The organism is Streptomyces sp. NPDC006463 (assembly GCF_042870715.1).
In the GTDB taxonomy this organism is placed as follows: Bacteria; Actinomycetota; Actinomycetes; order Streptomycetales; family Streptomycetaceae; genus Streptomyces.
The window spans coordinates 25,912-46,684 of the sequence record NZ_JBIAHP010000037.1; the positions used below are offsets into that span (position 1 = coordinate 25,912).

Annotated in this window: 20 protein-coding genes and 1 pseudogene; 10 read left to right on the forward strand and 11 right to left on the reverse strand. The window is 68.6% G+C overall.

All coding sequences use genetic code 11. The features are described from left to right. Positions 1-58: 58 nt before the first annotated feature. The 3 genes from ACFYOB_RS38355 to ACFYOB_RS38365 all read left to right on the forward strand — a co-directional run bounded on the left by ACFYOB_RS38355 (position 59) and on the right by ACFYOB_RS38365 (position 2,500). Positions 59-436 (forward strand): hypothetical protein, encoded by a 378-nt coding sequence (locus ACFYOB_RS38355; RefSeq protein ID WP_388568831.1) that lies wholly within the window; start codon positions 59-61, stop codon positions 434-436. 385 nt (positions 437-821) lie between these two features. After that, a complete protein-coding gene (locus ACFYOB_RS38360; RefSeq protein WP_388568834.1) occupies positions 822-1,631 on the forward strand; it encodes a replication-relaxation family protein in 810 nt (269 codons plus the stop codon). A 392-nt stretch (positions 1,632-2,023) separates the two neighbouring features. Further along, a complete protein-coding gene (locus ACFYOB_RS38365; protein WP_388568837.1) occupies positions 2,024-2,500 on the forward strand; it encodes a hypothetical protein in 477 nt (158 codons plus the stop codon). A 48-nt stretch (positions 2,501-2,548) separates the two neighbouring features. Here ACFYOB_RS38365 and ACFYOB_RS38370 read toward each other — a convergent pair whose 3' ends face one another. Together ACFYOB_RS38370 and ACFYOB_RS38375 are read right to left on the reverse strand one after the other, a co-directional pair. Then, entirely contained in the window at positions 2,549-3,253 is a 705-nt protein-coding gene (locus ACFYOB_RS38370; RefSeq protein ID WP_388568840.1) for a hypothetical protein, read from the reverse strand. Positions 3,254-3,651: 398 nt separating this feature from the next. Beyond that, positions 3,652-4,074 (reverse strand): hypothetical protein, encoded by a 423-nt coding sequence (locus tag ACFYOB_RS38375; RefSeq protein WP_388568843.1) that lies wholly within the window; start codon positions 4,072-4,074, stop codon positions 3,652-3,654. 443 nt (positions 4,075-4,517) lie between these two features. On the opposite strand from ACFYOB_RS38375, the gene ACFYOB_RS38380 reads away from it, so the two are divergent. Both ACFYOB_RS38380 and ACFYOB_RS38385 read left to right on the forward strand, forming a co-directional pair. Further along, positions 4,518-5,291: a hypothetical protein gene (locus tag ACFYOB_RS38380; RefSeq protein ID WP_388568845.1), complete on the forward strand. Its 774-nt coding sequence runs from the start codon at positions 4,518-4,520 to the stop codon at positions 5,289-5,291. Positions 5,292-5,355: 64 nt separating this feature from the next. Then, a complete protein-coding gene (locus ACFYOB_RS38385; protein WP_388568883.1) occupies positions 5,356-6,183 on the forward strand; it encodes an ATP-dependent DNA ligase in 828 nt (275 codons plus the stop codon). 128 nt (positions 6,184-6,311) lie between these two features. Here ACFYOB_RS38385 and ACFYOB_RS38390 read toward each other — a convergent pair whose 3' ends face one another. After that, entirely contained in the window at positions 6,312-6,725 is a 414-nt protein-coding gene (locus tag ACFYOB_RS38390) for a hypothetical protein (RefSeq protein WP_158721224.1), read from the reverse strand. 324 nt (positions 6,726-7,049) lie between these two features. Between ACFYOB_RS38390 and ACFYOB_RS38395 the strand changes: the two genes are divergently transcribed. Next, positions 7,050-7,454: a hypothetical protein gene (locus tag ACFYOB_RS38395; protein WP_388568847.1), complete on the forward strand. Its 405-nt coding sequence runs from the start codon at positions 7,050-7,052 to the stop codon at positions 7,452-7,454. 501 nt (positions 7,455-7,955) lie between these two features. Here the strand turns inward: ACFYOB_RS38395 and ACFYOB_RS38400 are convergent. Then, on the reverse strand, positions 7,956-8,513 hold the full coding sequence (locus tag ACFYOB_RS38400) for a dihydrofolate reductase family protein (protein WP_388568849.1): 558 nt from the start codon (positions 8,511-8,513) through the stop codon (positions 7,956-7,958). A gap of 172 nt (positions 8,514-8,685) precedes the next feature. Here ACFYOB_RS38400 and ACFYOB_RS38405 point away from each other — a divergent pair, with 172 nt between their 5' ends. From ACFYOB_RS38405 to ACFYOB_RS38415, 3 genes and pseudogenes are all read left to right on the forward strand, one after another. Beyond that, on the forward strand, positions 8,686-9,597 hold the full coding sequence (locus tag ACFYOB_RS38405) for a LysR substrate-binding domain-containing protein (protein WP_388568852.1): 912 nt from the start codon (positions 8,686-8,688) through the stop codon (positions 9,595-9,597). Between the two features lie 120 nt (positions 9,598-9,717). Continuing rightward, positions 9,718-10,004 (forward strand): annotated as a pseudogene (locus ACFYOB_RS38410) (HNH endonuclease); the annotation flags it as partial. A 1,074-nt stretch (positions 10,005-11,078) separates the two neighbouring features. Then, a complete protein-coding gene (locus tag ACFYOB_RS38415; protein ID WP_388568854.1) occupies positions 11,079-11,522 on the forward strand; it encodes a hypothetical protein in 444 nt (147 codons plus the stop codon). Between the two features lie 67 nt (positions 11,523-11,589). On the opposite strand, the gene ACFYOB_RS38420 is transcribed toward ACFYOB_RS38415, so the two are convergent. Further along, the gene (locus ACFYOB_RS38420) at positions 11,590-12,156 is read right to left on the reverse strand and encodes a hypothetical protein (protein ID WP_388568857.1); all 567 of its coding nucleotides are present in this window, start codon (positions 12,154-12,156) and stop codon (positions 11,590-11,592) included. Positions 12,157-12,418: 262 nt separating this feature from the next. Between ACFYOB_RS38420 and ACFYOB_RS38425 the strand changes: the two genes are divergently transcribed. Beyond that, the gene (locus ACFYOB_RS38425) at positions 12,419-12,628 is read left to right on the forward strand and encodes a hypothetical protein (RefSeq protein ID WP_388568859.1); all 210 of its coding nucleotides are present in this window, start codon (positions 12,419-12,421) and stop codon (positions 12,626-12,628) included. Between the two features lie 99 nt (positions 12,629-12,727). On the opposite strand, the gene ACFYOB_RS38430 is transcribed toward ACFYOB_RS38425, so the two are convergent. The 6 genes from ACFYOB_RS38430 to ACFYOB_RS38455 all read right to left on the reverse strand — a co-directional run bounded on the left by ACFYOB_RS38430 (position 12,728) and on the right by ACFYOB_RS38455 (position 19,923). Continuing rightward, a complete protein-coding gene (locus ACFYOB_RS38430; protein WP_388568861.1) occupies positions 12,728-14,488 on the reverse strand; it encodes an ABC-three component system protein in 1,761 nt (586 codons plus the stop codon). Further along, on the reverse strand, positions 14,466-14,732 hold the full coding sequence (locus ACFYOB_RS38435; protein WP_388568864.1) for an ABC-three component system middle component 6: 267 nt from the start codon (positions 14,730-14,732) through the stop codon (positions 14,466-14,468). Before ACFYOB_RS38435 ends, ACFYOB_RS38430 begins: the two co-directional genes overlap by 23 nt. Continuing rightward, on the reverse strand, positions 14,729-15,664 hold the full coding sequence (locus ACFYOB_RS38440) for an ABC-three component system protein (protein ID WP_388568867.1): 936 nt from the start codon (positions 15,662-15,664) through the stop codon (positions 14,729-14,731). The genes ACFYOB_RS38435 and ACFYOB_RS38440 overlap by 4 nt, the downstream gene beginning before the upstream one ends. Positions 15,665-15,937: 273 nt before the next feature. After that, positions 15,938-16,534: a YaaC family protein gene (locus ACFYOB_RS38445; RefSeq protein WP_388568870.1), complete on the reverse strand. Its 597-nt coding sequence runs from the start codon at positions 16,532-16,534 to the stop codon at positions 15,938-15,940. Continuing rightward, the gene (locus ACFYOB_RS38450; RefSeq protein ID WP_388568873.1) at positions 16,519-16,968 is read right to left on the reverse strand and encodes a YaaC family protein; all 450 of its coding nucleotides are present in this window, start codon (positions 16,966-16,968) and stop codon (positions 16,519-16,521) included. The genes ACFYOB_RS38445 and ACFYOB_RS38450 overlap by 16 nt, the downstream gene beginning before the upstream one ends. Positions 16,969-17,262: 294 nt before the next feature. Further along, positions 17,263-19,923 carry a Helicase associated domain protein gene (locus ACFYOB_RS38455; RefSeq protein ID WP_388568876.1) on the reverse strand — a complete coding sequence of 887 codons (2,661 nt, stop codon included), beginning with the start codon at positions 19,921-19,923 and terminating at the stop codon, positions 17,263-17,265. Between the last annotated feature and the right edge of the window lie 850 nt (positions 19,924-20,773).

Sequence of the window (20,773 nt, forward strand, 5' to 3'; positions counted from 1 at the left end):
AGCGACGACCCGGGAAAAGCCACTGCCGGACGAGGTACGCCGCTGGGAGACTTCGGGGATGACCACGCAGCGGCTTCCGTTCCCGGTCCCGGACGAACGCGCCCACCACTTCGTCGGCCAGTACGCCGACATGCACAACCTCGTTGAGGACCTGGTCGTGGCGGTCATGCACTCACTGATCGCTGTGGAGATCGTGCTGCGCGACCGCGTCCCGGGCGCGGGCAAGAAGCCGCTGCAGCAGCTCATCAAGCAGGGCGCCGACACCGGCATCCTGACCGCCCGGCAGGCTGAGTACCTCGACTATGGTCGACAGATCCGCAACGGCATGGCGCACGGAAAGACCACGCACGCGGCGATGCCGCCGGCCATGGCGGTGCCGTTGGTGACGACCTCGTTCGCGATCGTCTCCGAGCTTTGCGCCGCACCTGCCGAATGATCACGGCTCGGTAACGGCATTCAGGGGAGCGTCACACCGTCGACTTCCGCGACACCTCTAGCAAGTGACGGCGGGATTCCATCCGGCATCCCGCGACACCTGCGTGAGGAGCCTCGTCATGACGTACACCAGCAGCGCCCGGCAGCCCGAACCGGAGCCGCGCCCGACCTGGTCAAGGGGTACCGAGCGCCCTCCAGGCGGCCAAGAATCCAGTGCCGCGTCCAGTGCCGTGAACGATTCCAACGTCGTGCCCATCACCGCAGCTCACACCGCCCGTCAGGGGTCTGCCCGGCACGCTGACACCCCTCTCCCTACCCCTGAGACACCAGCGAAGGGGAAGAAGTCCACTCCCACGGCCGGGAAGGTACGGGCCGATGCGCTGCGGATGCTGGGGTGCGTACGGATAGCCACGGTCCGGCAGATGGCTCAGGTGATCACGGGGGAGGGGTCGGACGGCCGGTCGTACGTGCGCAGGGCCATGGTGGAACTGGCGAAGCTGGGGCTGGCGGAGACGAACGGCAAGGACGGCAAGCACCAGATCTGGAACCTCACCCCGGCCGGGCAGAAGGCTCTGGCCGACGGCAACGAACTACCGGCACGACCGAAGGCCGGCACCGGTGCGAAGGCCGTACGCGCCGGGTTCGGCCCGCACGCCGTAGCGGTGACCGACACGATCCTCGCCTACACCGACACCGTCCTCGGCGGGCGCCGGGAGTACCTGACCGACTGGCAGGTGGAGGTCAACCACGCCATCAAGGAGACCGGCCTGTCGTTCAACACCGACGCCGTCCTCGCCGTGCCGACCAAGACCAGCGAAGTCCGCCTCTTCGAACTCGACAACGGCACCATGTCCCAGGCCCGCCTCGCGAAGGAGGTCTGGGACTACGAACGCTACGCCGGGCACCGCGTCTGGGAGGGCGCCCGCGGCACCATCGGCGGGACGTACCCGTTCTGGCAGCGCCACCGATACACCCGCTCGAAGACCTTCCCGCGGCTGCACGTCGTCCTGGCGGGCAAGGCGGAGCACCTGCTCGACAACCGCCTCCAGGCGCTCACCGCCGCCGTGCACGGCATCACCATCGCGGTGTGGGTGAACACCCTGCCCCGGCTCCAGCGCGGCGAGCCCTGGTACGAGATCGGCGTCGACGACCCACACCGGCGCCGGGCCCGCTACCCCGAACCCGTCGGCCGCTGACCGGCGCTGGGCAAGCCCAAAGGGAGCCTGGGCAAGCCATCTCGAACACCGGCTTGCCCACCCCGGCCGGGGCTCGTCGGCAGGGCGGCATCGGTCACAGCCAGGGCGCGGCTGACCGATGACGGGTGACCGATGACCGGTCACCGCCTCGGCCGGGAGTTGCATGGACCGGTCACGGCGCTGACGTGCTGTTTGACCGATCGCGGGAGACGGATCGGTCACGCCCGGCCCGCCGATCGGTCACGGGTTCCGCTGGGCAAGCCCTCGCCACGGAGGGCTTGCCCAGCGTCCGGGCCGCAGGGCGGGACGGTTCCCGAGCTCGTGGCGTCACCGTCTGGGAGGCGGAGGCCCGAGGCCGGCCGACGCCACCTCGCTGGCCCTAGACCAGAGCCATGAGCGAAGACAAGCAAGAAAGCCGATCCGACCCTGAGTTCCACGATCCCAGCGCCATGTGGCGCGCACTGACCCGACTTCACGCCACCCACCCCGAAGCGCCCGACCGCTTCCTTCCCTATGTCACGCCGGAGGTGCTGCTGTCTCTCACACGGCCGGAAGTCCTCTGGAGGGTTCGGGTGGAGCTGGCCGGCGGAGAGACCATGGCAGACCTGCACAACCTGGTAGCGGATTTGGTCCCTGCCCTGGAAACGGACGACAGGCGTGCTCTCTCCGGGGAGACGCTGGAAATCGTGGTGGGCACCCGGCACGAACTCACGCTGCACCCGGCCCACGTCCACGGCCTCACCCAGCTCCTGCACCAGGCCGTCGGCACCATCGGGGCCCGCAGCACGCCCGGGGGCGGCCGGTGCTTCCACTGCGACGGCACCGGCCGTGCCCGCCCGCTGTGGGAGCCAGCAGTCGGGCAAGCCTGAGGCGACCCTGGGCAAGCCCTCCACGAAGAGGCTTGCCCAGGGACGGGGTTACGCCATCGCGGCGGCCACGGTCTCCAGGACTACGAGCTGTTCCGGGTCGACGGGGACGCCGTCAGCCTGGCGCAGCGAGCGGAGCGTGGTGCCGTCGGCGCACAGCCTGCACAACCCGGCCAGAGGGAACGGGGTGGCGCCGATGAGGGTGTGCGAGGAGGAGCTGTCGTAGACGGGCCGGTAGCAGCCGGGGCACGGCAGGCAGTCATCGACTCCGTCCCCGGGCGGGGCGTCCGGGCCGAGCAGCGGCACGATCCGCAGGAGGCTCTCCCCGGCCTCGGCCCACTGTGCCATCGGCCGCTCCGCGGACCGCTCGAAGACGACGTCGTCGCTGTCCGGGCCTTCGCTGGTGCGGACCTGGGCCAGGGTGCCGACGCCTTCCTCGGGGTGGTTCGGGAGGAACGCCAGGACGGTCTTGGCGCCGGGCTCCTCGGTGACGCTGTAGATGTGCCCGCGCCCGGCCTTCATGGCCGTGCCCATCTCGGTCAGGCCCTGGCCCTCGTCGTCGTTGCGCAGGCGCAGCTGCCACGACGCCGGGGCGCCGTCGATCTCGGCGGGGGAGGAGGTGATCAGGATGCCGTTGCCGGACTGGCGGACGTCCAGGTGCACCATCCCCAGGACGGAGTGGAACGCTGTGCCGAACCACTCCGTGGACGGCCGGATGCTCTCGCGGCGCGGCTTGTGCTGCTTGTGACGTCCCATGCCCTGCCTCGCAGACGTGACCTCGTGTACGGGCCGGTCGGTCCGCTCCACCCCCAACCGGTCGCCCGGCAGCCCAGGTACGCCGCAGGGCCGGCCTTCACCCGCCCGGCCCACCTGGGCAAGCCTCTCCGGCTGGAGGCCGCGTCGGCCCGCTGGAGGGTTGCACCGGAAGGGGGCTGGAGGGTTGTCTGCAGGGTTGCACTAGGCGGGGGACCGAAGGTGTGACCGGGAGTGGGACCCCTCGAATCTGGTGATCTTGCATTCGTGCAGGTCAGAGGTCATGGGCAAGCCCCCTTCGCAGAACGACACCTCTTTGTCCGCGATAGCCGGACGAAGAGGTCTGTCCCGTGTCCGGGGGCCGGCGGCGGCAGGGGTGCATAGCGGGACGGCCTGGCGGGTCAGCGGCTCCTGATGGTGCCGCGGACGAGGGCGTAGGGCATGACGCAGAAGGCGCCGAGGGTGACGGCGACGATCGCGGTGAGGAACAGCCAGTAGGAGAAGCCGTGGCCGTCGGAGGAGGCGAGGAGGTACCCGTACGTGAGACTGGTGAGGATGCCGGTGAGGGCGATACCGGCCGCCCATCCCACCACGGTGAGTCCGAAGCCGAGACCGATGTACGCCCAGAAGAGGGCGGGGCCGGCCACGGCCGCGATGGCCAGGAACACCGGGAAGTCGATGTCCCGGCCGCCGATGTAGTCCGTGAGCTGAGGTACCGAGATGAAGGTCATTAAGCCGATGTAGGCGAAACCGAGGACGACTGCGACGATCGTGATCACGCGGGCGGCGCGGGTGGTGGGAGGGGTGTTCGCGGCGTCGGTCATGAGGCGGTGGCTCCTTCTCCTACGGCGGGCAGGGCAGTCGGCCCCGCTCGGGTATAGCCGACGGGGACCACAGGGGTGCGTGCTTCCCGGCAAGGCTCCCCGGGGCCGGTGACGAACAAGCCACTCGAAGCGGTGACGCGGCACCGGCGACTGCAACGCACCCGCTCGGACCTGCAACACGGGCTCTGCAACACGTGAGCACGTTGCACGTCTGACCTGGGAGAACACCGGCCGAAGGCCGGTCTGGGGCCCGCGTTGCAGCTCTGTGTTGCACCGCCGTCCGGTGCCGGGGGGGGCAAGACGAAGGCCCCGGGGGTCACGACGTCCCGGGGCCTCCTCTTCGCTGACCTCCCCGCTCAACGACGTGCCGGGCAACCTGTCACGCCCAGTCCACCCCCAGCTTCGTGCTGCCTTCTGTCAGGGGGCGTCTCTACCCTGGCGTGATGACACGGTCTGAGTTCAAGTTCGCCTACCTGCAGCCGCTGTTCGCGGACGTGGAGCGACTGCGTGGAGAGGGTGCCTACCGGCAGTTGCCGGCACCGCAGCCGTCGAGCAGCCTCGCGACGGACGATGCACCGCTGGGCATGTACTCCGCGTCCACGCTCATCCGGAACTCCTACAGCGCGGGGGTCGCCCATGCCGATGCGCTGCGCAGGCTCGTGCACGCGGGAGAGGTAGACCCGCAGAGCCCATGGACCCTGATGCGGGGGGCGCTGGAGAACTTCGCCACGGCCGTCTGGATCCTGGGCGGCAACGACCGCACCGAGCGCCGCCGGCGCGCCCTGGCCCTGTGGCGTGAGGACATGCGCAACCGGGCCCAGCACGAGGAGGACACGGACCACCAGCCAGGCCCCGGTGGCAAGACCGGTCGCGAGCGCCGCCAGGACATAGCCGACCTCGCCTTGTCCCTCGGCATTCCCACCGCCTCACTCAGCAAGCCAGAGGCAGGGAAGGTAATCGGGGAAGCTGCCGAGGACGCCGGCCTGAAAGCCCGAGAGGTCACCGCAGCCTGGCGCGCGGCGTCAGGGTTCGCCCATGGGCGGTACTGGCCCAACCTCCGGGCATCCATGCCAATCGACGCCGTGCGCAGCGGCCCCGACCACTACCTGATGGCCTTGGTCATCGACGAGGACGAGCACCGCCCGCTGACACGGCATACCAGGACGCTGCTCCACCGACTGCACGACAGGTACCAGGCCAGGGCCACAGCCCACTGACCACGCAGCGAAGCCCATCAGGCGCCGATGACTCGGGGCGCTGGTCCAAGGCCGGTGGCCGGACCTGGTGGCGGCCGCCGAGGCGCAGTTGCCGCACGGCCTGGTCCTCGATGGCGAACTGGTCGTCTGGGACACCGAGGCAGGCAGGCTGTCCTTCGAGGCGTTGCAGCGCCGAGCCGCCTCCCGCGCCCGCGGCGCCCGGACCCTGGCCGCCCGGTGGCCCGCCTACTTCGTCGCCTTCGACCTCTTGCAGCAGGACGGCCAGGAACTCCTCGCGCGCCCGTACGCCGAGCGGCGCGCACTGCTGGAGAACCTGTTCTCCAGCCGCGCCCTGAGCGCGCCGTGGACGCTCTGCCCGCAGACGACGGACCTGGCCAAGGCGCGGGAATGGCTTCAGTCCTGGACGGACGTGTCGGGAGTGGAGGGGATCCTGGTCAAGCCCCTGAACAGTCGCTATCTGCCCGGATATCGCGGCTGGACCAAGATCAGAAGACGCGACACCACCGAGACGATCGTCGGCGCCATCACCGGAACCCTGACCCGCCCGCAGCTCCTCATCCTCGGCCGCCACGACCAGAACGGCCAGCTACGCGCGGTCGGCCGCACGGTACCGCTGCGCCCGGACGCCGCCCGGCAGGTCGCCGAGCACCTCACCGCGGCCGCGCCCGGACACCCGTGGACGGGGGCTAAGTTCTCGGCGGCATGGGGGAGCCGCGACGTCCTCGACACCATCCTCGTCCACCCCGACCTGGTCGCCGAGGCCAGTGCCGACCGGGCCATCGACTACGGCGGCGTCTTCCGCCACCCTCTCCGATTCCAGCGCCTGCGCCTGGACGTCGGGCTCGAGGACGTGCCCCGGTTGGGTGAGGGTCCGGCCGCGGCCGCCGGGTGAGCGGCCGCGGAACCGGTTGGGGCTGGCGGCTGGACTGCAGCCCCTGACCTTCGTTTCGGTGCGGGGGACGGGCCGCGGGCCGGCACTAGCAGGGGAACCTGCTGTGCCCGTCCGCAGCCCTGGGAGGGTTAGGGGACGACGATGGAGAAGGAGGCGTCTTCGTAGACGCCGGGCTTTCCGGTGATGACGAGGAAGGTGTCGGTGCGGGTCCCGCACGAGGGGTGCGGCCACATCGAGATCCGGATGTCGTATTCGAAGCTGATGTACTGCAGGGTGGCGTTGGGGACGAGCTTGCGGATGTCGAGGTCCTTGTCCTCCAGCTCGACGCAGTAGTGGCCCGCCGCGGGCTTGGTGACGGCTTCGATGCCCTTGGACCGGTTGACGCTGCCGTTGGCGTTGACCACGGCAGCGGCCTGCGCGTAGGGGGCGGTCACCTTCGCGGAGCCCGGGGGTGCGGCCACCGCTGTTCCCGCCCATGTTCCGCCGGCGAGGAGCCCGAGGGCGACGCTGGTCCACACGGCTGCGCGGGTCTTCTTGCTCATGGGCATGTGCAGTTCTTCCCCTCTGTTTGGTGCTGGCGGCCTCCCTGGGCCGTCGGCACACCCGAAGCTAGGGGCGCCACCACGGTCTTTATGGTCCTCACGCGGTGAAACCACCGGTTGAGGGGGCGCGGGAGGTGCTCGTCTGGGACCGTGGCGCGCCTTCGGCGCGTGGGGCGAGGGCGTCCACGGGCGGGGTTTGCTCCGCACCTGGGGACGGGCTGCGGGTGTGCAGTGGCGTTTCGCCGGTGAACCGGGCGCTCCGGGAGGGTGAACCCGCCTCTGCAAGGCTGTCCTTGGCCACGTTGCAGCGGATACAACCGGCACATGATGATCATGATGCGGTCCGCTGTCGCGGCCGCCGCCGCTCTTGCCCTGACCCTGTCTTTGCCCACTGCCGCGCACGCGGCCGGGCCCGCCGCGGCGGCTGTGCCGCAGGTGTTGCCGATCGGGGTCGCGGTGTCCGCGCTCCCGATCGCCACCGAGGACCGCACCGGCTACCAGCGCACCTCCTTCAGGCACTGGAACGCGGGTGACGTCCCGGCCGATGGCTGCAACACCCGCGCCGAGATCCTCCTGGCCGAAGCGGTCGTGTACCCGGAGATCGGCCCGGGCTGCACCCTGACCGGGGGCGTGTGGTGGTCGTACTACGACGAGCGGGAGGTGACACCGGCCGGTGCGCTGGACATCGACCACATGGTCCCGCTCGCCGAAGCCTGGGACTCGAAGTAGGCGGAGTTGTCTCGGCTGCATCATTCCGCTTGGTTCGGTGACCGCCTCTGACCTGGTCGGGGAGGTGCGCCTGTCGCTCGTCCAGGCGATCAAGAAGCCTTCTGCCTCGTGAGATACCGGTTCAACGCCACGATGTTGCATCTGACGCAACCGTGGGAGCTGGTGTGGCATCTGCCGTGTGCCGGGCGTGATCAGCCCGGTGGTGCCAGGTAACGTCCGGGCGCTGGACCGGCTGCGGCGAAGTTCTGAGCCTGGCGCGCCGTGCCCCAGTCGCCCGGCCCGCAACACGGCGCTCGCCCACCTCGCCCAGGCCTTCCCCAGCGGTCCCCACACCCCTCTTCGGCCTTCCCGTCATCACCCCGCACGACGGCGCCGCCGCGCCGCCGGCTGGACCGCGTACTCGCAAGCCCGCGTGCCCCAGGACCCCAGCTGATCAACCGGTTACAGCGCCTGCGGCGGGTTCGCCAAGGGCTGTTCAGCCCTGTAGGTGCCGGGCTTCTGCTACTCCTGAGCCTCCTGGTTGGCGGGACGGAGGTCGAGGACCACGGCGCCAGTGCTGAAGGTGGTGGTGCCGGCAAGGGTCCACGAGGTGGAGGGGATGCCCTCGGGGAACAGGTGCTTGCCCTTTCCGACGATGACGGGGTGGATCCAGAGCTTGAGTTCGTCGATCAGTCCGAGTTCGATCAGTGAGTTCTGCAGGTCGCCGCTGGCGTAGATCAGGATGTCGCCTGTGTACTGGTCCTTGATCTTGGGGATCTCGGTGGCCAGATCGCCGCAGACCACGGTGGCGTTCCACTCGGCTTCCTGCAGGGTTGTGGAGACCACGTGCTTGGGGAGCGTGTTCATGCGGACGGCACCCTGGCCCTCCGATTCCTCCATGTGTGGCCAGGCTGCCGCCATGCCCTCGTAGGTGACGCGTCCCAGCAGCAGGGCGTCGGCGGAAAACATGCGGTCATGGGCGTAGGCGGCGTGTTCGGCGTTGAAGTACGGCCCGGTCCAGGTCGGGTTCTCCATGACGCCGTCGAGCGACAGATAGGTCAGGGCGACGATCTTGCCCACAGTAGTTCTCCTAGGTCCACGTGCGAAACAGGGTGGTGAGGCGTCTCGGCTGAGCGGTTAACGCTGCCGCGCCGTCCGGACCAGGCTCTCCCTTGAAGATCAACCGAACAACGCCTGATACTGGAACCCACGTTTAGCCAGCTTCAACATCGGTCCATGACCAGGAGGCCCGGTGCTCGAACGCCTGGAACTCGAAGCGTTCCTCACCCTGGCCGAGGAACTGCATTTCGGGCGCACCGCCCAACGCCTGCACGTCACCACCGGCAGGATCAGCCAGACCATCAAGAAGCTGGAGCGGTACATCGGAGCGCCGCTGTTCGAACGCACCAACCGCAGTGTCCGCCTCACCCCGCTCGGCCTCCGGCTGCACGACGACCTGAGGCCGGGCTACGAGCAGATCCAGGCCGGCCTCGACCGCGCGATCGCCAGCGTCCGCCACACACCCACCACCCTGCGAGTCGGCTTCGTCGGCGCCGCTGCGGGACAGGTCGTCCACCAAGCCAGAGACCTCTTTCCAGAGCGAGTCGCGCACTGCCGTATCCACGTTCGGGAAGCACAGGTCATCGACGCCGTCGCGCGGCTGCGCGCGGGCGATGTGGACGTCCTCGTGCTGAGCCTGCCGATCTCCGGCCCGGACCTGGTCGTGGGCCCGGTCCTGATCTCCGAACCCCGCATGCTGGCCGTTCCCGCCGGCCACCCCTTCGCCCACCGCAAGAGCCTGACCATGGAAGACCTCGCTGACATCCCGCTCCTGAGATTGGCCGACGCTCGGCCCGGCGACTGGCCCTCCGACCGCTGGCAGCAGCGCACCCCGCAAGGCAAGGCTGTTCACGCCGGCCCCCACTTCGAGACCTTCCAGGAAGCCCTGCAACTCATCGCCGCGGGGAGCGGAGGGTACATCGTCGGCGCGCAGACAACCCGCTTTTACGCCCGCTCCGACGTCGCTTATGTCCCGTTCTCCGATGCCCCGCCCATCGACTGGGCCCCCGTCTGGTTGAAAGCCAACAACACCCCACGCGTCCGAGCCTTCGCCTGCACTGCGCAGGAAGTCGCCAACCGCGTCTACCTGGATGCATCCCACTGACCCCATCGAGCTGCGCGGAGGTCGGACTCTGAACCAAGTGCACTGGTTGGCCTCGGATTCGGCCGGTCACGCCCAGCGCTCAACCCGAATACGGTCCGGTTGGAATGACGCTTCCCGCCAGCTGGGGCGTCGGCGTGGACGGCGGCGCGGCGGGAGGCGTACGCGAACGACCAGGGCCAGCCGGCGTCGCTGGTGGCGGTGACGGCCCGTTCGAACCGGCAGAAGGCGGACCAGGACCCCGCGGAGTGGCTGCCGCCGGCCCGGACGCGCTGTGCCGGTACGGCGCGGAGTGGACCGCAACGAAGCTGCGGTGGGGGCTGGCGGTGGATGAGCTGGAGCGGGACCGGCTGCTGGACATCGCGGCGGGCTGCGGTGGCACGGACGTGGAGTTCACCCCGGCCTCGTAGGCTGGCGGCAGCAGGGCGAGGGCCGTCACCCCGTGCAGGGGTGACGGCCCTTTCGCGTGCCGCCCGGAGCGCTCGGGTCGTACTCGTCCGATGCCTGCAAACTTCCTTCCTGAAGGCCGGTCTGCTGGTCTACCTCGGCGGGGACGCCGAGTTCCCCGACGTCCATCCGGACCAGGTGACGGCCCTCGCGCGCCGCCGGGACCTGCCGGCCCTCCTCGACCGGCATGTCCCCCTCGGCCCGGACCAGGCCGCACGGCGCCTCGGCGTCCGAAGGGTCGATTGGGGCCAGGCGGTCAGGCTCGATTGGGTCGCCCTGGTCGGCTCGGTGGAGATCGGCTACAAGCACCACGGCGGCGTCACCACGTCCCGCTGTACTCCGCCGAGGACGTCGCCCTGCTCCCCGTTGCGGTGGCGTGGGCACAGATGGGTGACAGGACGAGTGTTGTGGGGGGAAGCCGGGAAGGCCTGCGGGGGAATTGACTGCACTACCGGAAAGGCCGTCATGCGTCGTCTCGCTGCTGTCGTTCTCGCAACTCTCGCATTTTTTGGCGTTCTCGCTGTGCCGGCCAGTGCCGACACAGGTCTGAGTGTCGGTCCGATCTCACTGGGCTTGCCGGGCGCCTCACAGTTTGCGCAGCTCCGGGGCTTGGACATCAATGTGGGCAGGCTCCTGGGGTAGGCGTCGGCCTGGTCATGGCCTGCGCCTCGCCCGGATCGAGCAGCGCGCCGCACCACCAGACCTTGGCCATCGGTACTTGCTCAGGTATATCGCCAGCCGTCCGGTCAGCTCCCCCTTCATCGACTCCGGTCGGCTCGGTGGAGATCGACTGCAAGCACCACGGCGGCGTCACCACCGTCCCGCTGTACTCCGCCGAGGACGTCGCCCCGCTCCCAGTCGTCCGCCCCTCGGTGGACGTCGGGCAGCCATCGGTCGGGAAGGCATTCGCTGTACTCCTGAGGGGTGGTGCAAGCCTTTCCGACCATCTGTCGCACGTTGGCAGGGAAGGGATTCGCCTGGCCCAAAAGATCAGCGGCGACCCGCGCGGGCGCTGCGTGTCAGAAGTGGAGTCGTCCATGGCACCCGTACCGAACGGCATCTACACGATCACCCGCCCTAACGAGCAACTGCTCACGCTGCTGGAGGGGGCATCGGAGCCCAAGACACCCGTTGTCCTGCTGCCGCCCACAGGCAAGCCCGGCGAGCAGGAGTGGCAGCTGGAGAGACTCAGCAACGGCAACTTCACGATCCGCAATCTCCGCAGCGAAACCTATGTCTCCTATGACGGCGACCCGGAGACGAACAAGCCGGTCGTCGGATACCCCGAGCCCCGCGAGTGGGCGCTCTACCAGAGCGCCGAGCCGCACACCTTCCACGTCGTCGTCCCCGGAGGGCCCATCGACGGCGTGGAGCTGGCCCTGGACCTCAGCCTGCTGCGGATCTTCCCGCCCCGTATCGCCCTGAGGCCGCTCGACGTCAGCGACCGAAGCCAGGCGTGGACCTTCGAGTTCATGGAGTAGAGGCGTGAACCGGGGTGCCCGGGCCGGCAGCCGACCCGGGCACCGCCCAAAGCGTGCGGCGGGCGGGCTACGCGTGGGCGAAGCGCCAGGACCCGGAGCCGTTGTCGCGGTTGGCGTAGGCGTTGGTGTAGACACCGTGCAGCCCGGTGGCCGGCGCGGGCGCGCCGCCCATGATTTCCAGCCAGCCCCCGTTGGCGGTGCCGTAGTTGCTCAGGATGTGCACCACGTCCCCGGTGCGGATCGCGCCGTCCTGGGTCGAGGAGGTCTCGGCGAACAGGAACCACTCGCCGCTGTAGCCCTCGCGGTTCTGCTTCCCCGACGCGGAGACGCTGTACTTGCCGGAGTTGTAGCCCGCGCCCCCGCTCACGTCGAGGTAGGACGGGGTGCTGTTGTTGTACTGGCTCACCAGGAAGACGAGGTCTCCCGAGGTCACCGTTGCTCCGTCGGCCTTACCGCTCGCAGAGGCGATCTTCCAGGTGCCGCTGAGGCCCTCGCGTGTGGCGGTCGAGGCCGTGTCCACCCCGTAGCCAGGACTGGACGGCCCGGGCCCGTTGACCTCCAGGTAGCCTCCCGTCCAGCTCGCGAAGCCGTTCTGCAGGGTGACCGCGTCCCCATATTTCAGCTCATTGGCCATAGTTCCCCTTGTCCTCCTGCACAGGCTCATGGTTGGCCCGCACACCGTTCAGGAGGCTATCCAGCAGCGGGGAGGGAACGGCACCAAACGGGTCAAGCTGACTGAAACAGATCACACTGGCGGCGTATACCCACTGAACTTGCCTCGTATGACAGGACGTCTGCTCCTGCGCTGACCTGCGAGATTAGGCTGACAACCCGAGATAACCACCGTTGGTGCCACCAGCGCGAGTGAACGGGTCCAGTCGGCTTCCCTGGTGGCGGTGACGGCCCGCTCGAACCGGCAGAAGGCGGACCAGGACCCCGCCGAGTGGCTGCCGCCGGCCCCAGATGCGCTGTGCCGGTACGGCGCGGAGTGGACCGCGACCAAGCTGCGGTGGGGGCTGGCGGTCGACGAGCTGGAGCAGGACCGGCTGCTGGACATCGCGGCCGGCTGTGGCGGCACCGATGTGGAGTTCACGCCCGCCCCGTAGGCGCGTCTTGCAACGGCAGAGGGCCGTTCCCGCGCGGGAGCGGCCCTCTGACTTGCTGAACTCTCACAGGGGAGCGGCCCAGGCCGTGGCTGGTCGGCGCTACGCCTTGCCTGTGGCTTTGAAGCGGAAGCCGAAGAGGCCGCCCTCTTCGTCGTCGGTGAGGCGGGGGCTGCGGATGTGGGGTTCGGGGTTGAATCCGCGCTGGGCGGCGGTGCTGAGGGTGTCGGTGTTGAGGGTGACGATGTACTGCATGTGCTCTTCCTCCGTGACTTCGGCTGCGAGCGCGAGGGCTCGCGCGACCTGCCGTTCGTCGACGCCGTCGTAGAGGTGGCTGTCGTGGATGAGGAAGTCAGGGCCGCGCTCGTGGCGGTGTGCGAGGACGGCCAGGGTGAGGTCGAAGCAGAAGATGACCATGTTGTTGATGCCGCGGCTGTCGTCGGCGTCGATCCGGGGCGTGATGCTGAGGCTGGTCCGGCCGGCCTCGATGGCGAGGTAGGCTTCGCGGCCCTCGCCGTACAGGCGCTGGGCGTACCGGGAGAACAGCAGGATCGCTTCGTCCGTCTGCTGGCGGCGCTCTCGGAGGTCGAGGTCGACGGCATGCTGAAGTTCAACGCTCTTGGCGGTGATCTGCCGGGCGCTGGCTTCGAGGGCCTGCGCGGCGTCGAAGCGGTGGCGAAGAGCACCGAGAGCGGCCTCCTCCCGGCCCAAGGCTGTCTGCAGGGCGGTCAGGGCCTCCAACGCTCCACCGTCCGCCAGCTCGCGCAGTAGGCGAGCCTGGTCTTCGCCCAGGTCGGCACGTTCCTGACGCCGGGCGGCCAGGCGAGTGGTGAGTTCCTGGATCTCCTCCTCCAGGAACCTGCGCCGGTTGCGTACGACGGAGTGGTGGAACGCCTTGACGTCGTCGAAGCGACGTCGGACCTGGTCGTTGAGGATGACTCCGAGCTCGCGGTAGGCCGGCTCGAGGTAGGACACCTCGACGTCGGTGGTCTCGGTGACCGCGTCCCGGAGTTCTTCGAGGTTGTGCTGGTCGATCACGTCGTCCTGGGCGAGCTGCTTGATCCGGCGGCTTACCTGGTCTGCGCGCTCTTTGAGGCGCTCGTACTCAGGGACGACCTGGAAGGCGGCAACCTGCGTCCGCAGCCGTTCGACCTGGGCTTCGGCGAGAGTGATCTGGCCCCTCAGATCGGCCGTGGACCCGACGATCCGTCCCCATACGGGATCGTTGACGGCCTTCCTCAGCTGGTCTCTGGTCGCCTTGCGGGCGTTGAGCTCGCGGTATCCGTTGACCAGTTGCCAGTCCAGCCCAAGGAGGTAGGACAGGTTCGACGATGCCTCGGCGGCCGCCTGTCGGGAGAACGTCCGGGTCGGCTCGTTGAAGCCGTGAGCGGAGACCCGGCGGATGAGGAACGACAGGAGCGTGCGACCACTCACTCCGGGATGGTCGCCATCCAGCCCGAAGAGGTCCCGCTCGATGACGCGATTCCACTGCTCCACGGACAGCTCGACGTTCTGGCCACCTGCGAAGAGCGTGTCGGCCGGCACACCGGATACGTCTCGGCTCAGCGACACGACCTTGGGATTGTCTCCGCGCCGTCGTACCTCAAGCGGATCGTCCTGCCACGGCCAGTCCATAGCGAGGCCGAAGGTGATGTGGCGCAGCGCCTTGTTCGTGGCCAGCGACCCGGAGGACTTCGCCCCCAGAAGGAAGTGAATCAGTTCGATCACGCTGGACTTGCCGGCGCTGTTACGGCTGTCGGTTTCAGCCGACGACGAGGTGGTGTCCGCGACCAGCAGGTTCAGTCCCGGCGAGAACTCCACCGTCTTGAACCGCGCGTCGTCAGCGCTTAGACGGCGCAGCATCCGTACTCCTTGCGACGAGAACGTCCTGGACCAGCTCCACCGCACCCATGGCGAAGAGGATGTCCAGGGCCAGAACGAACCACTCGAACGATACCGGCGAGGTATGGGCCTGATCAGCGCGCCAGCCCTTCAGCCTCGCCCACGTCTGACTGACTGTCCGCGGTTCATCGAGCTGGAGGAGAACCTGCGCGCCGACAGCGAGCAGGCAGCGGTCAGGAGCGATTCCTTTCGTTGGAGTGATCATGCGGTCAGTCCGATGCCCGGTTGCCAGCCAGCGGGCGGCGTCTCGAAGATGTCGCATCGTTCGAAGAAGTGCGCCAGGACAACAAGGGCGGCGCGCAGCACCTTCGGTCGCGGCTGGGCGTTCCCCAGGAAGTACATCTTGAGCTGCCAAAGAACGTCGTCGGCGTCGCTGTAGTCGCGACGCACCTGCTGGTAGTACAGCCGGAAGCCCTCTGCGACCTCGTCGTGCTCCAGCTCGCTCCGCGTGCCGGCGTAGAACGCGTCTACCAGGTAGCTCTGTCGCATGCCGCGGAGGAGGTCCTCCCGATCCGCTCCTTCGATCCGGTTGAAGTCCAACTTCTCCACCGGCACGTCAGGCAGGGACATCAGAGGGTTGGACTCGGCGCGGATGTCCTGCAGCTGCTTCAGCAACGGCGCCAGGTCCTCCATACCGATGCCGAAAGTCGTGTCCTTGATGGGGATCTCGCAGCGGAGGACGTCCTCGGTCTCCATCTGATCAAGCTGCATGCACTCGCGCCACAGCCGCCGGGTGCCCATCTGCTCGAATCGCAGCGAAGGCATGCTGTCCCGCGCGCTTGCCAGCAGAGATGTGACTTCCGGATGCACACCCCGCCTGTCGTTGTGCACGAAGACAAAGGTGTCGAATTCGCCGTTTCGTTTGGCGACCGCCCCCGAGAGATCCCCGTCGAACTTCTTGCGGATCTTGTCCGGCTTCACGGTCTGTGGTGCGTAGCAGGCGTACAGCTTTCGCGAATGCAGGCTGAGGCCATCGGCCGACCTGTCACCCAGACTGCCAGCCGTGCGCACGTCGAGGAAGTCTGGATAGCGCAAACACATCAGCCGATGGAAGAAGTCCTCAAACTCGTTCTCGTAGAGCTCCGCCATCAACTCGAGGAACTTGACGTGTGCATACATCCGCTGCTCAAACAGCATGAACCCCCCTTGCGCACAGAGCTGCCAGCGTAGCTGTGTGTAACTAGACCCAACACCCTTTGATCAGATCCTGTGGTTGCTCACGCCCAGTCCGCGCCCACCTCCCCGAGGAGCGGGTGAGCTTGCGCGCCGGCTTTTCATGTCGGAGCCCCACTCGCGGATGAGGGACTGGACCCGGGCTCCGGCCACGGCCCTCGTCTGGCAGGACGTTCTCGTGCTGTCGGGGTGCGCGAGGAGTTTGCCGGTCGGTGGGGCACGGTGTGAGCTCGGCGTCTACGGCCAGGCGGCGACTTCCTCGATGGTGTCCGCGATCAGGACGGGCAGGTGTTCCATGGCCCGTTCCAGGATCTTCTCGATGGGCACCGCGTGTCGGCTGCCGTCCACGTTGATGTGGTTCGCCCACTGGGCGGGCTGGTAGCGGGCGAGCATCGACAGCGCGTACAGCACCGCCCACCACGCCATCAGCGGATGGAGTTCACGCGGCAGGCCCGCGACGGCGGGGAAGAAGTAGCGATGCCCGGCATACTTCCGGGTCATCGCGGACAGGCGTTGCAGGCGTTCCTCTTGGCTGCCTGTCTCCGGGGGCATCTTCCAGTGCATGGACAACCAGCCGGCGTTCGGGTGGCTCCGCTCGTAGTCCGGCTCAGCGTGGTCTCCCGCCCGGCGGCGGGCGAAGTCCTCATACTCGGCGGCGCCGGGGTAGCTCTGCAGGAACTCATCCAGAGCCGTGCGGCTGCGCGCGTCGACGACGCGGTCCAAGATGTCGCCGACTTCGACGGTGAGCAGCGGGTGGAAGTCGATGCCTCTGATCATGTCCGTGCTGGCGTACAGGGGCGTGAACCGCTCCCGGCCGGTCAGTGGGTACTCCAAGTTGGCAGGGAGGGTGTCCCAGACCTCCTCCAGCCGGCGACCGTGTCATTGCCCCAGACTGGTGACCGCAGCAGCTCACTGAGCCGTACGAAGCTGCCGGCAGTGCCAGCAGGATCCGTGCGGATCTCGATGTCGGCGAAGTCCAGGTGGTAGCCAGAGGCATGGATGCCGTGAGAGGTCAGGTTCCAGTCCTCGCCCTTGAGGCCGACGGCCGCGGCCGCGATCGTTCTGCCAGCCTGACTCAGACCGTAGAACACGAGCAAGGGACGGGTCTGCGGGCCCACGACCTCGGCGGCCTTGAACATCTGCTGCGCCTGCTCCAAAGCCGTGGCGTACGTCTTCGCCCGCGCCCCACCGCTCGCTCTCCCCGGTCGGCTGGAACGACTGGCCCGCAGCCTCTCCCACGCATCAAGGGGATCCATCTGCATGTACATGGAGAGACGCTATCCAACAGCTGGGGTCGTCGGAGGGCGTTCTCACGGGCAGCCGTATCGACCAGCGACTGCAACGCACCCGCTCGGCCGTGCAACACCGGCACTGCAACACGCCTCCGCGTTGCACCCCTGGCCTGCGCAGATACGAGCCCAAGGCCATCAAGGACCGGTGTTGCAGCCTGTGTTGCACCGCCGTCCGGTGCTGGCAGGCAAGACGAAGGCCCCGGGGGTCACGACGCCCCGGGGCCTCCACTTCGCTGACCTCCCCCGCTCAACGACGAGCCGGGAAACCTGTCACGCCCAGTCCACCCCCAGCTGCGCGAGGGCGGCCAGCTGGTCGGCGGTGAGCTTGTCGCGCCTGCTCTTGGTGTTCGAGACCCACACGCCCAGCTTCACCACCACCGGCTCCGCCTCGCCCTCGACCGCGACCTCCTCGCCGTGGGCGCGCGGCACCGGCCGGTGGGTGCCTTCCCGTTCCACCCACTGCGCGAGGGCCGCCAGGCCCCGCTGGAACGCGTGCTGCGCCTTGCTCGGTCCCTTCGCCGTACGGCTGGCCGCCGGGGCCGGAGGCGGCGCCTGGGCGGGTTCTACGCCCAGCGCGGTGAGCCGCTTCTGCTGCTCGGGCAGCAGCCGTGCCCAGGTGGTCGGCTGCCTCTGTTGTTGGAGCCAGCGTCCGATGTCGTCGCCGTCCATCAGCACGCCGGGCGCGATGTCGGGCAGGCTGCCGTCGGCGTCGACCAGGTCCGCGAGGACGCGGTAGTGGCGCTGCCAGTCCAGGGGCCAGGGGCAGTTCCAGTCCTTGTCGATCGCGGCGAGCTGGGCGGCCCGGGTCGTGGCGGTGTCCTGGTTCTTCCCGAGTCCGTTCTTTGCGCCCTTGCGGCGGAGGTTGGCCATGTACTGGCCGATGGGCACCATCTCGTCGTCCTCGCCCCACATGGCGTCCTGTCGGGGGGCGAGGTGTCCGGTGGCCTTCCGGTATGACCGCAGTGCGGCGAGTTTGGTCTCCCACGCTTCCTCGCCGGGCTCCCACACCATCCCGGCTTCCGGCGCGTCGAGCAGGGTCTTGCGCCGCTCTTCGAGTTCTCCGGCGCGCAGGGCCTTGCGCTGCTGGTGCACCCACCGTCCGAGGGGGAAGTCCTTGGTGACGCCGACCTGGGTCTCGGTGTCGTACGGGACGGCGTACAGGCCGGTGATCTCGTTCTCCCTCCGCCACCGCAACAGGGCCTGGTAGCCCTCCAGCCATACCAGGCTGTCGGGCCGGTAGACCCGGGTGCGCAGGAACGCGGCGATGGTGGCGGTGTCGCGGGGGCTGGAGAAGTGGAGCAGGGCCGACTCGGCGGCGGTGTTGGCGCCGCCCTCCTGGCCCTCGCCCTCGCCACCGGTCCCGACGATCCGCCCGTCCTCGTCGCGCCGGAGGTGGACTTTGCGCTGGCCGTGGGTGAGGGCGCGGGAGGCGAGCTGCTCGACCAGGCGCTCGTCGTGACTGCGCAGGCCCTGGAGGACCGCTACGAGCGGCTTGTAGCTGGCGGAGGCGACCATGTCGGTCGGGTCCTCGCCCGGCTCCAGGAACACGGGCACGATGATCCGCGCGACCTTCGTGCTGCCGTCCTTGTTGAGGCGGAGGGCGCGGCCGATGTTCTGGACGATTTCGACCTGGGAGCCGCGGGTGTCGGCGAAGCAGATTGCCTCGACGCCGCGTTCGCCGGTGATGTCGACGCCTTCTCCGAGGACGCGTACGGAGGCGAGGAACGCCCGGTGCACACGCTTGTTGTTCGCGTCGATGCCGTTGGCGAACTGGTGCAGGACTTCGCGGCGCTCGGTGACGAGGTGGTCGCCGCACAGCCACGCCGACCAGACCCGGTCCGGGGGTACGTGGCGGCCGGCCTCCAGCTCGTAGAACTCCGCGTCGATCGACGACTGCGGCAGCTTCTCCGCCTTCGCCAAATCCTCATCCGAGGCATCGTTGAGGTACAGCTCGGCGGCGGTCTCCGGGAGCTTGTCCGCGAACGCGGCGGCTTCCTCGACCTTCTGGTGGAACGTCATGACCGTACGCAGGTTGTACGCCGCGGCGTGCTCCAGGAGCGCGGTCTGCAGCAGTGCCAGGCGCCGGCCCCGCTGCGCTTCCTCGGACTCTCCGAGGCTGGGGGAGGGGTCGCGGATCTCCAGGACGTCGATCTCGAACCCGGCGAGGATGCCCCGCTCGATCGCCTCGCTCAGGCCGAGCTCGGCCAGCCACGCGCCGTAGGTGCCGTCCGGGTCGTCTGCCATGCTCGCGATGTCCAGCTCCTGGCCGCCGGCGCCTTTCTGCGGCCGGGCTGCGGCGAGGATGCGCGGGGTGGCGGTGAGGTAGAGCCGGAAGTGGGCGGGGATGCGGGCGTTGTCGTGGATCGCCGCCCAGGGCCGTCCGAGGTCGCCGGCCGTGCCGTGGGCCTCGTCAACGATGGCGAGGTCGAAGCCCGCCATCTGCTGGCCGTAGAGGCGCTCCCCGCCCGCCAGGGCGGCCTCCAGGGGCCCGCGGACCTTCCGCTGGCCCTCGGGTGCGTTGATGTCCTCGCGGTCCACGAGTGAGGCGTACGTGGCGAATACGACCACGGGCCCGTGCCCGGCCCACAGGGCGAGCTGGATCGGATTGGTGGTGGTGCGCAGGCCCAGCTCGTTGAGCACGCGGTCGTTTTCCAGCGAGCACACGGCGATCATCGGGGCCCGGTGGCCGACCTGGCGCCACGCCTGGGCCGTCTGCGCGAGCAGGTCCAGGGTCGGGACCGTGACGAGGATCCGGCCGCCCGGGAAGGACTCCAGCGCGCACGCGGCTGCCGTGATCGTCTTGCCCGATCCGGTCGCGGACACGATCGTGCCCCGGGCCCCCTGCGGGGGTACAGATGACTTTGCAGGGAATCCCACCCATTTCCGGAACGCTGACTTCTGATCGACCTGGTGCTCACGGAGCTGGATCATCGAGAGTGAACCTCACATGCATCTCTTGACAGACTCGAATATGGAGGGGGCAAGCGACGGCCCCATGAACGCTGTCAAGGGCCTATAGCGGGGCGATAGTTGACCTATATGAGGTGGTCAGGGAGGCATCGGTGCGAGAAAATGGGGGGTATGGACGAAGACTTCTGTGAAGTGATGCTCCTGCCCAGCTCCCAGTGTGACCACTGCCGAACAGCGCGATCGGAGCTTCCCCGGAGGGTGTACGTCACCAAAGGAGGAAACGTCTACCACAGGACGCCTAACTGTGAAGGAATCAAAGACGGTCAGCGGTACGCTCGTTGGAGAGGAGACGAGATCCATGATGTTCAGTCCGTCCCACGCAGCGATGTACAGGCCCAACGAGGAGCCTGTGAAGTCTGTCGTCCTGACCTGATTCGCAAACGACCCTGAGCGTGTCCTGTATTTCCTCCAATGGTACATGCTGCATCAATCTGATGCAGCCGCTATAGTGGAACCCGACACGAACGAGCGACCCCCAGTAGCCAGCCTGGCCCACGCAGTGGGCCCCAACGGTTCTGGAGGCGCAGCCGGAAGGACCGTCAGGCGGGGGAGCGCAGCGGACCCGCCCCGGGAGGGCGCAGCCCTCCCTCACTCCCCGCCAACTCCCCTACAGGAAGCCCCACCAGGCGCACTGTCAGACCCTCGCCAGCCTGGCCGCGCACCGCGCGGCCCGCCGGGCGCGCCGCGGCCGGCCTCCCCTGGATCCCGAAGCGCAGCGCAGGGATCCGCCCACGCTTCGCGTGGGCGCGGGGAGCGCAGCGACCCGCTCTCGCTGTCCCATCGCGCAGCGATGGGGTACCCGCTCCGCGGG

Bases quoted from the DNA above. Each gene is read 5' to 3' on its own strand.
- ACFYOB_RS38355 (WP_388568831.1), top strand. From the start codon at position 59: ATGACCACGCAGCGGCTTCCGTTCCCGGTCCCGGACGAACGCGCCCAC.
- ACFYOB_RS38360 (WP_388568834.1), top strand. From the start codon at position 822: ATGCTGGGGTGCGTACGGATAGCCACGGTCCGGCAGATGGCTCAGGTG.
- ACFYOB_RS38365 (WP_388568837.1), top strand. From the start codon at position 2,024: ATGAGCGAAGACAAGCAAGAAAGCCGATCCGACCCTGAGTTCCACGAT.
- ACFYOB_RS38370 (WP_388568840.1), bottom strand. From the start codon at position 3,253: ATGGGACGTCACAAGCAGCACAAGCCGCGCCGCGAGAGCATCCGGCCG.
- ACFYOB_RS38375 (WP_388568843.1), bottom strand. From the start codon at position 4,074: ATGACCGACGCCGCGAACACCCCTCCCACCACCCGCGCCGCCCGCGTG.
- ACFYOB_RS38380 (WP_388568845.1), top strand. From the start codon at position 4,518: ATGACACGGTCTGAGTTCAAGTTCGCCTACCTGCAGCCGCTGTTCGCG.
- ACFYOB_RS38390 (WP_158721224.1), bottom strand. From the start codon at position 6,725: ATGAGCAAGAAGACCCGCGCAGCCGTGTGGACCAGCGTCGCCCTCGGG.
- ACFYOB_RS38395 (WP_388568847.1), top strand. From the start codon at position 7,050: ATGATGATCATGATGCGGTCCGCTGTCGCGGCCGCCGCCGCTCTTGCC.
- ACFYOB_RS38415 (WP_388568854.1), top strand. From the start codon at position 11,079: ATGGCACCCGTACCGAACGGCATCTACACGATCACCCGCCCTAACGAG.
- ACFYOB_RS38420 (WP_388568857.1), bottom strand. From the start codon at position 12,156: ATGGCCAATGAGCTGAAATATGGGGACGCGGTCACCCTGCAGAACGGC.
- ACFYOB_RS38430 (WP_388568861.1), bottom strand. From the start codon at position 14,488: ATGCTGCGCCGTCTAAGCGCTGACGACGCGCGGTTCAAGACGGTGGAG.
- ACFYOB_RS38435 (WP_388568864.1), bottom strand. From the start codon at position 14,732: ATGATCACTCCAACGAAAGGAATCGCTCCTGACCGCTGCCTGCTCGCT.
- ACFYOB_RS38440 (WP_388568867.1), bottom strand. From the start codon at position 15,664: ATGCTGTTTGAGCAGCGGATGTATGCACACGTCAAGTTCCTCGAGTTG.
- ACFYOB_RS38450 (WP_388568873.1), bottom strand. From the start codon at position 16,968: ATGTACATGCAGATGGATCCCCTTGATGCGTGGGAGAGGCTGCGGGCC.
- ACFYOB_RS38455 (WP_388568876.1), bottom strand. From the start codon at position 19,923: ATGATCCAGCTCCGTGAGCACCAGGTCGATCAGAAGTCAGCGTTCCGG.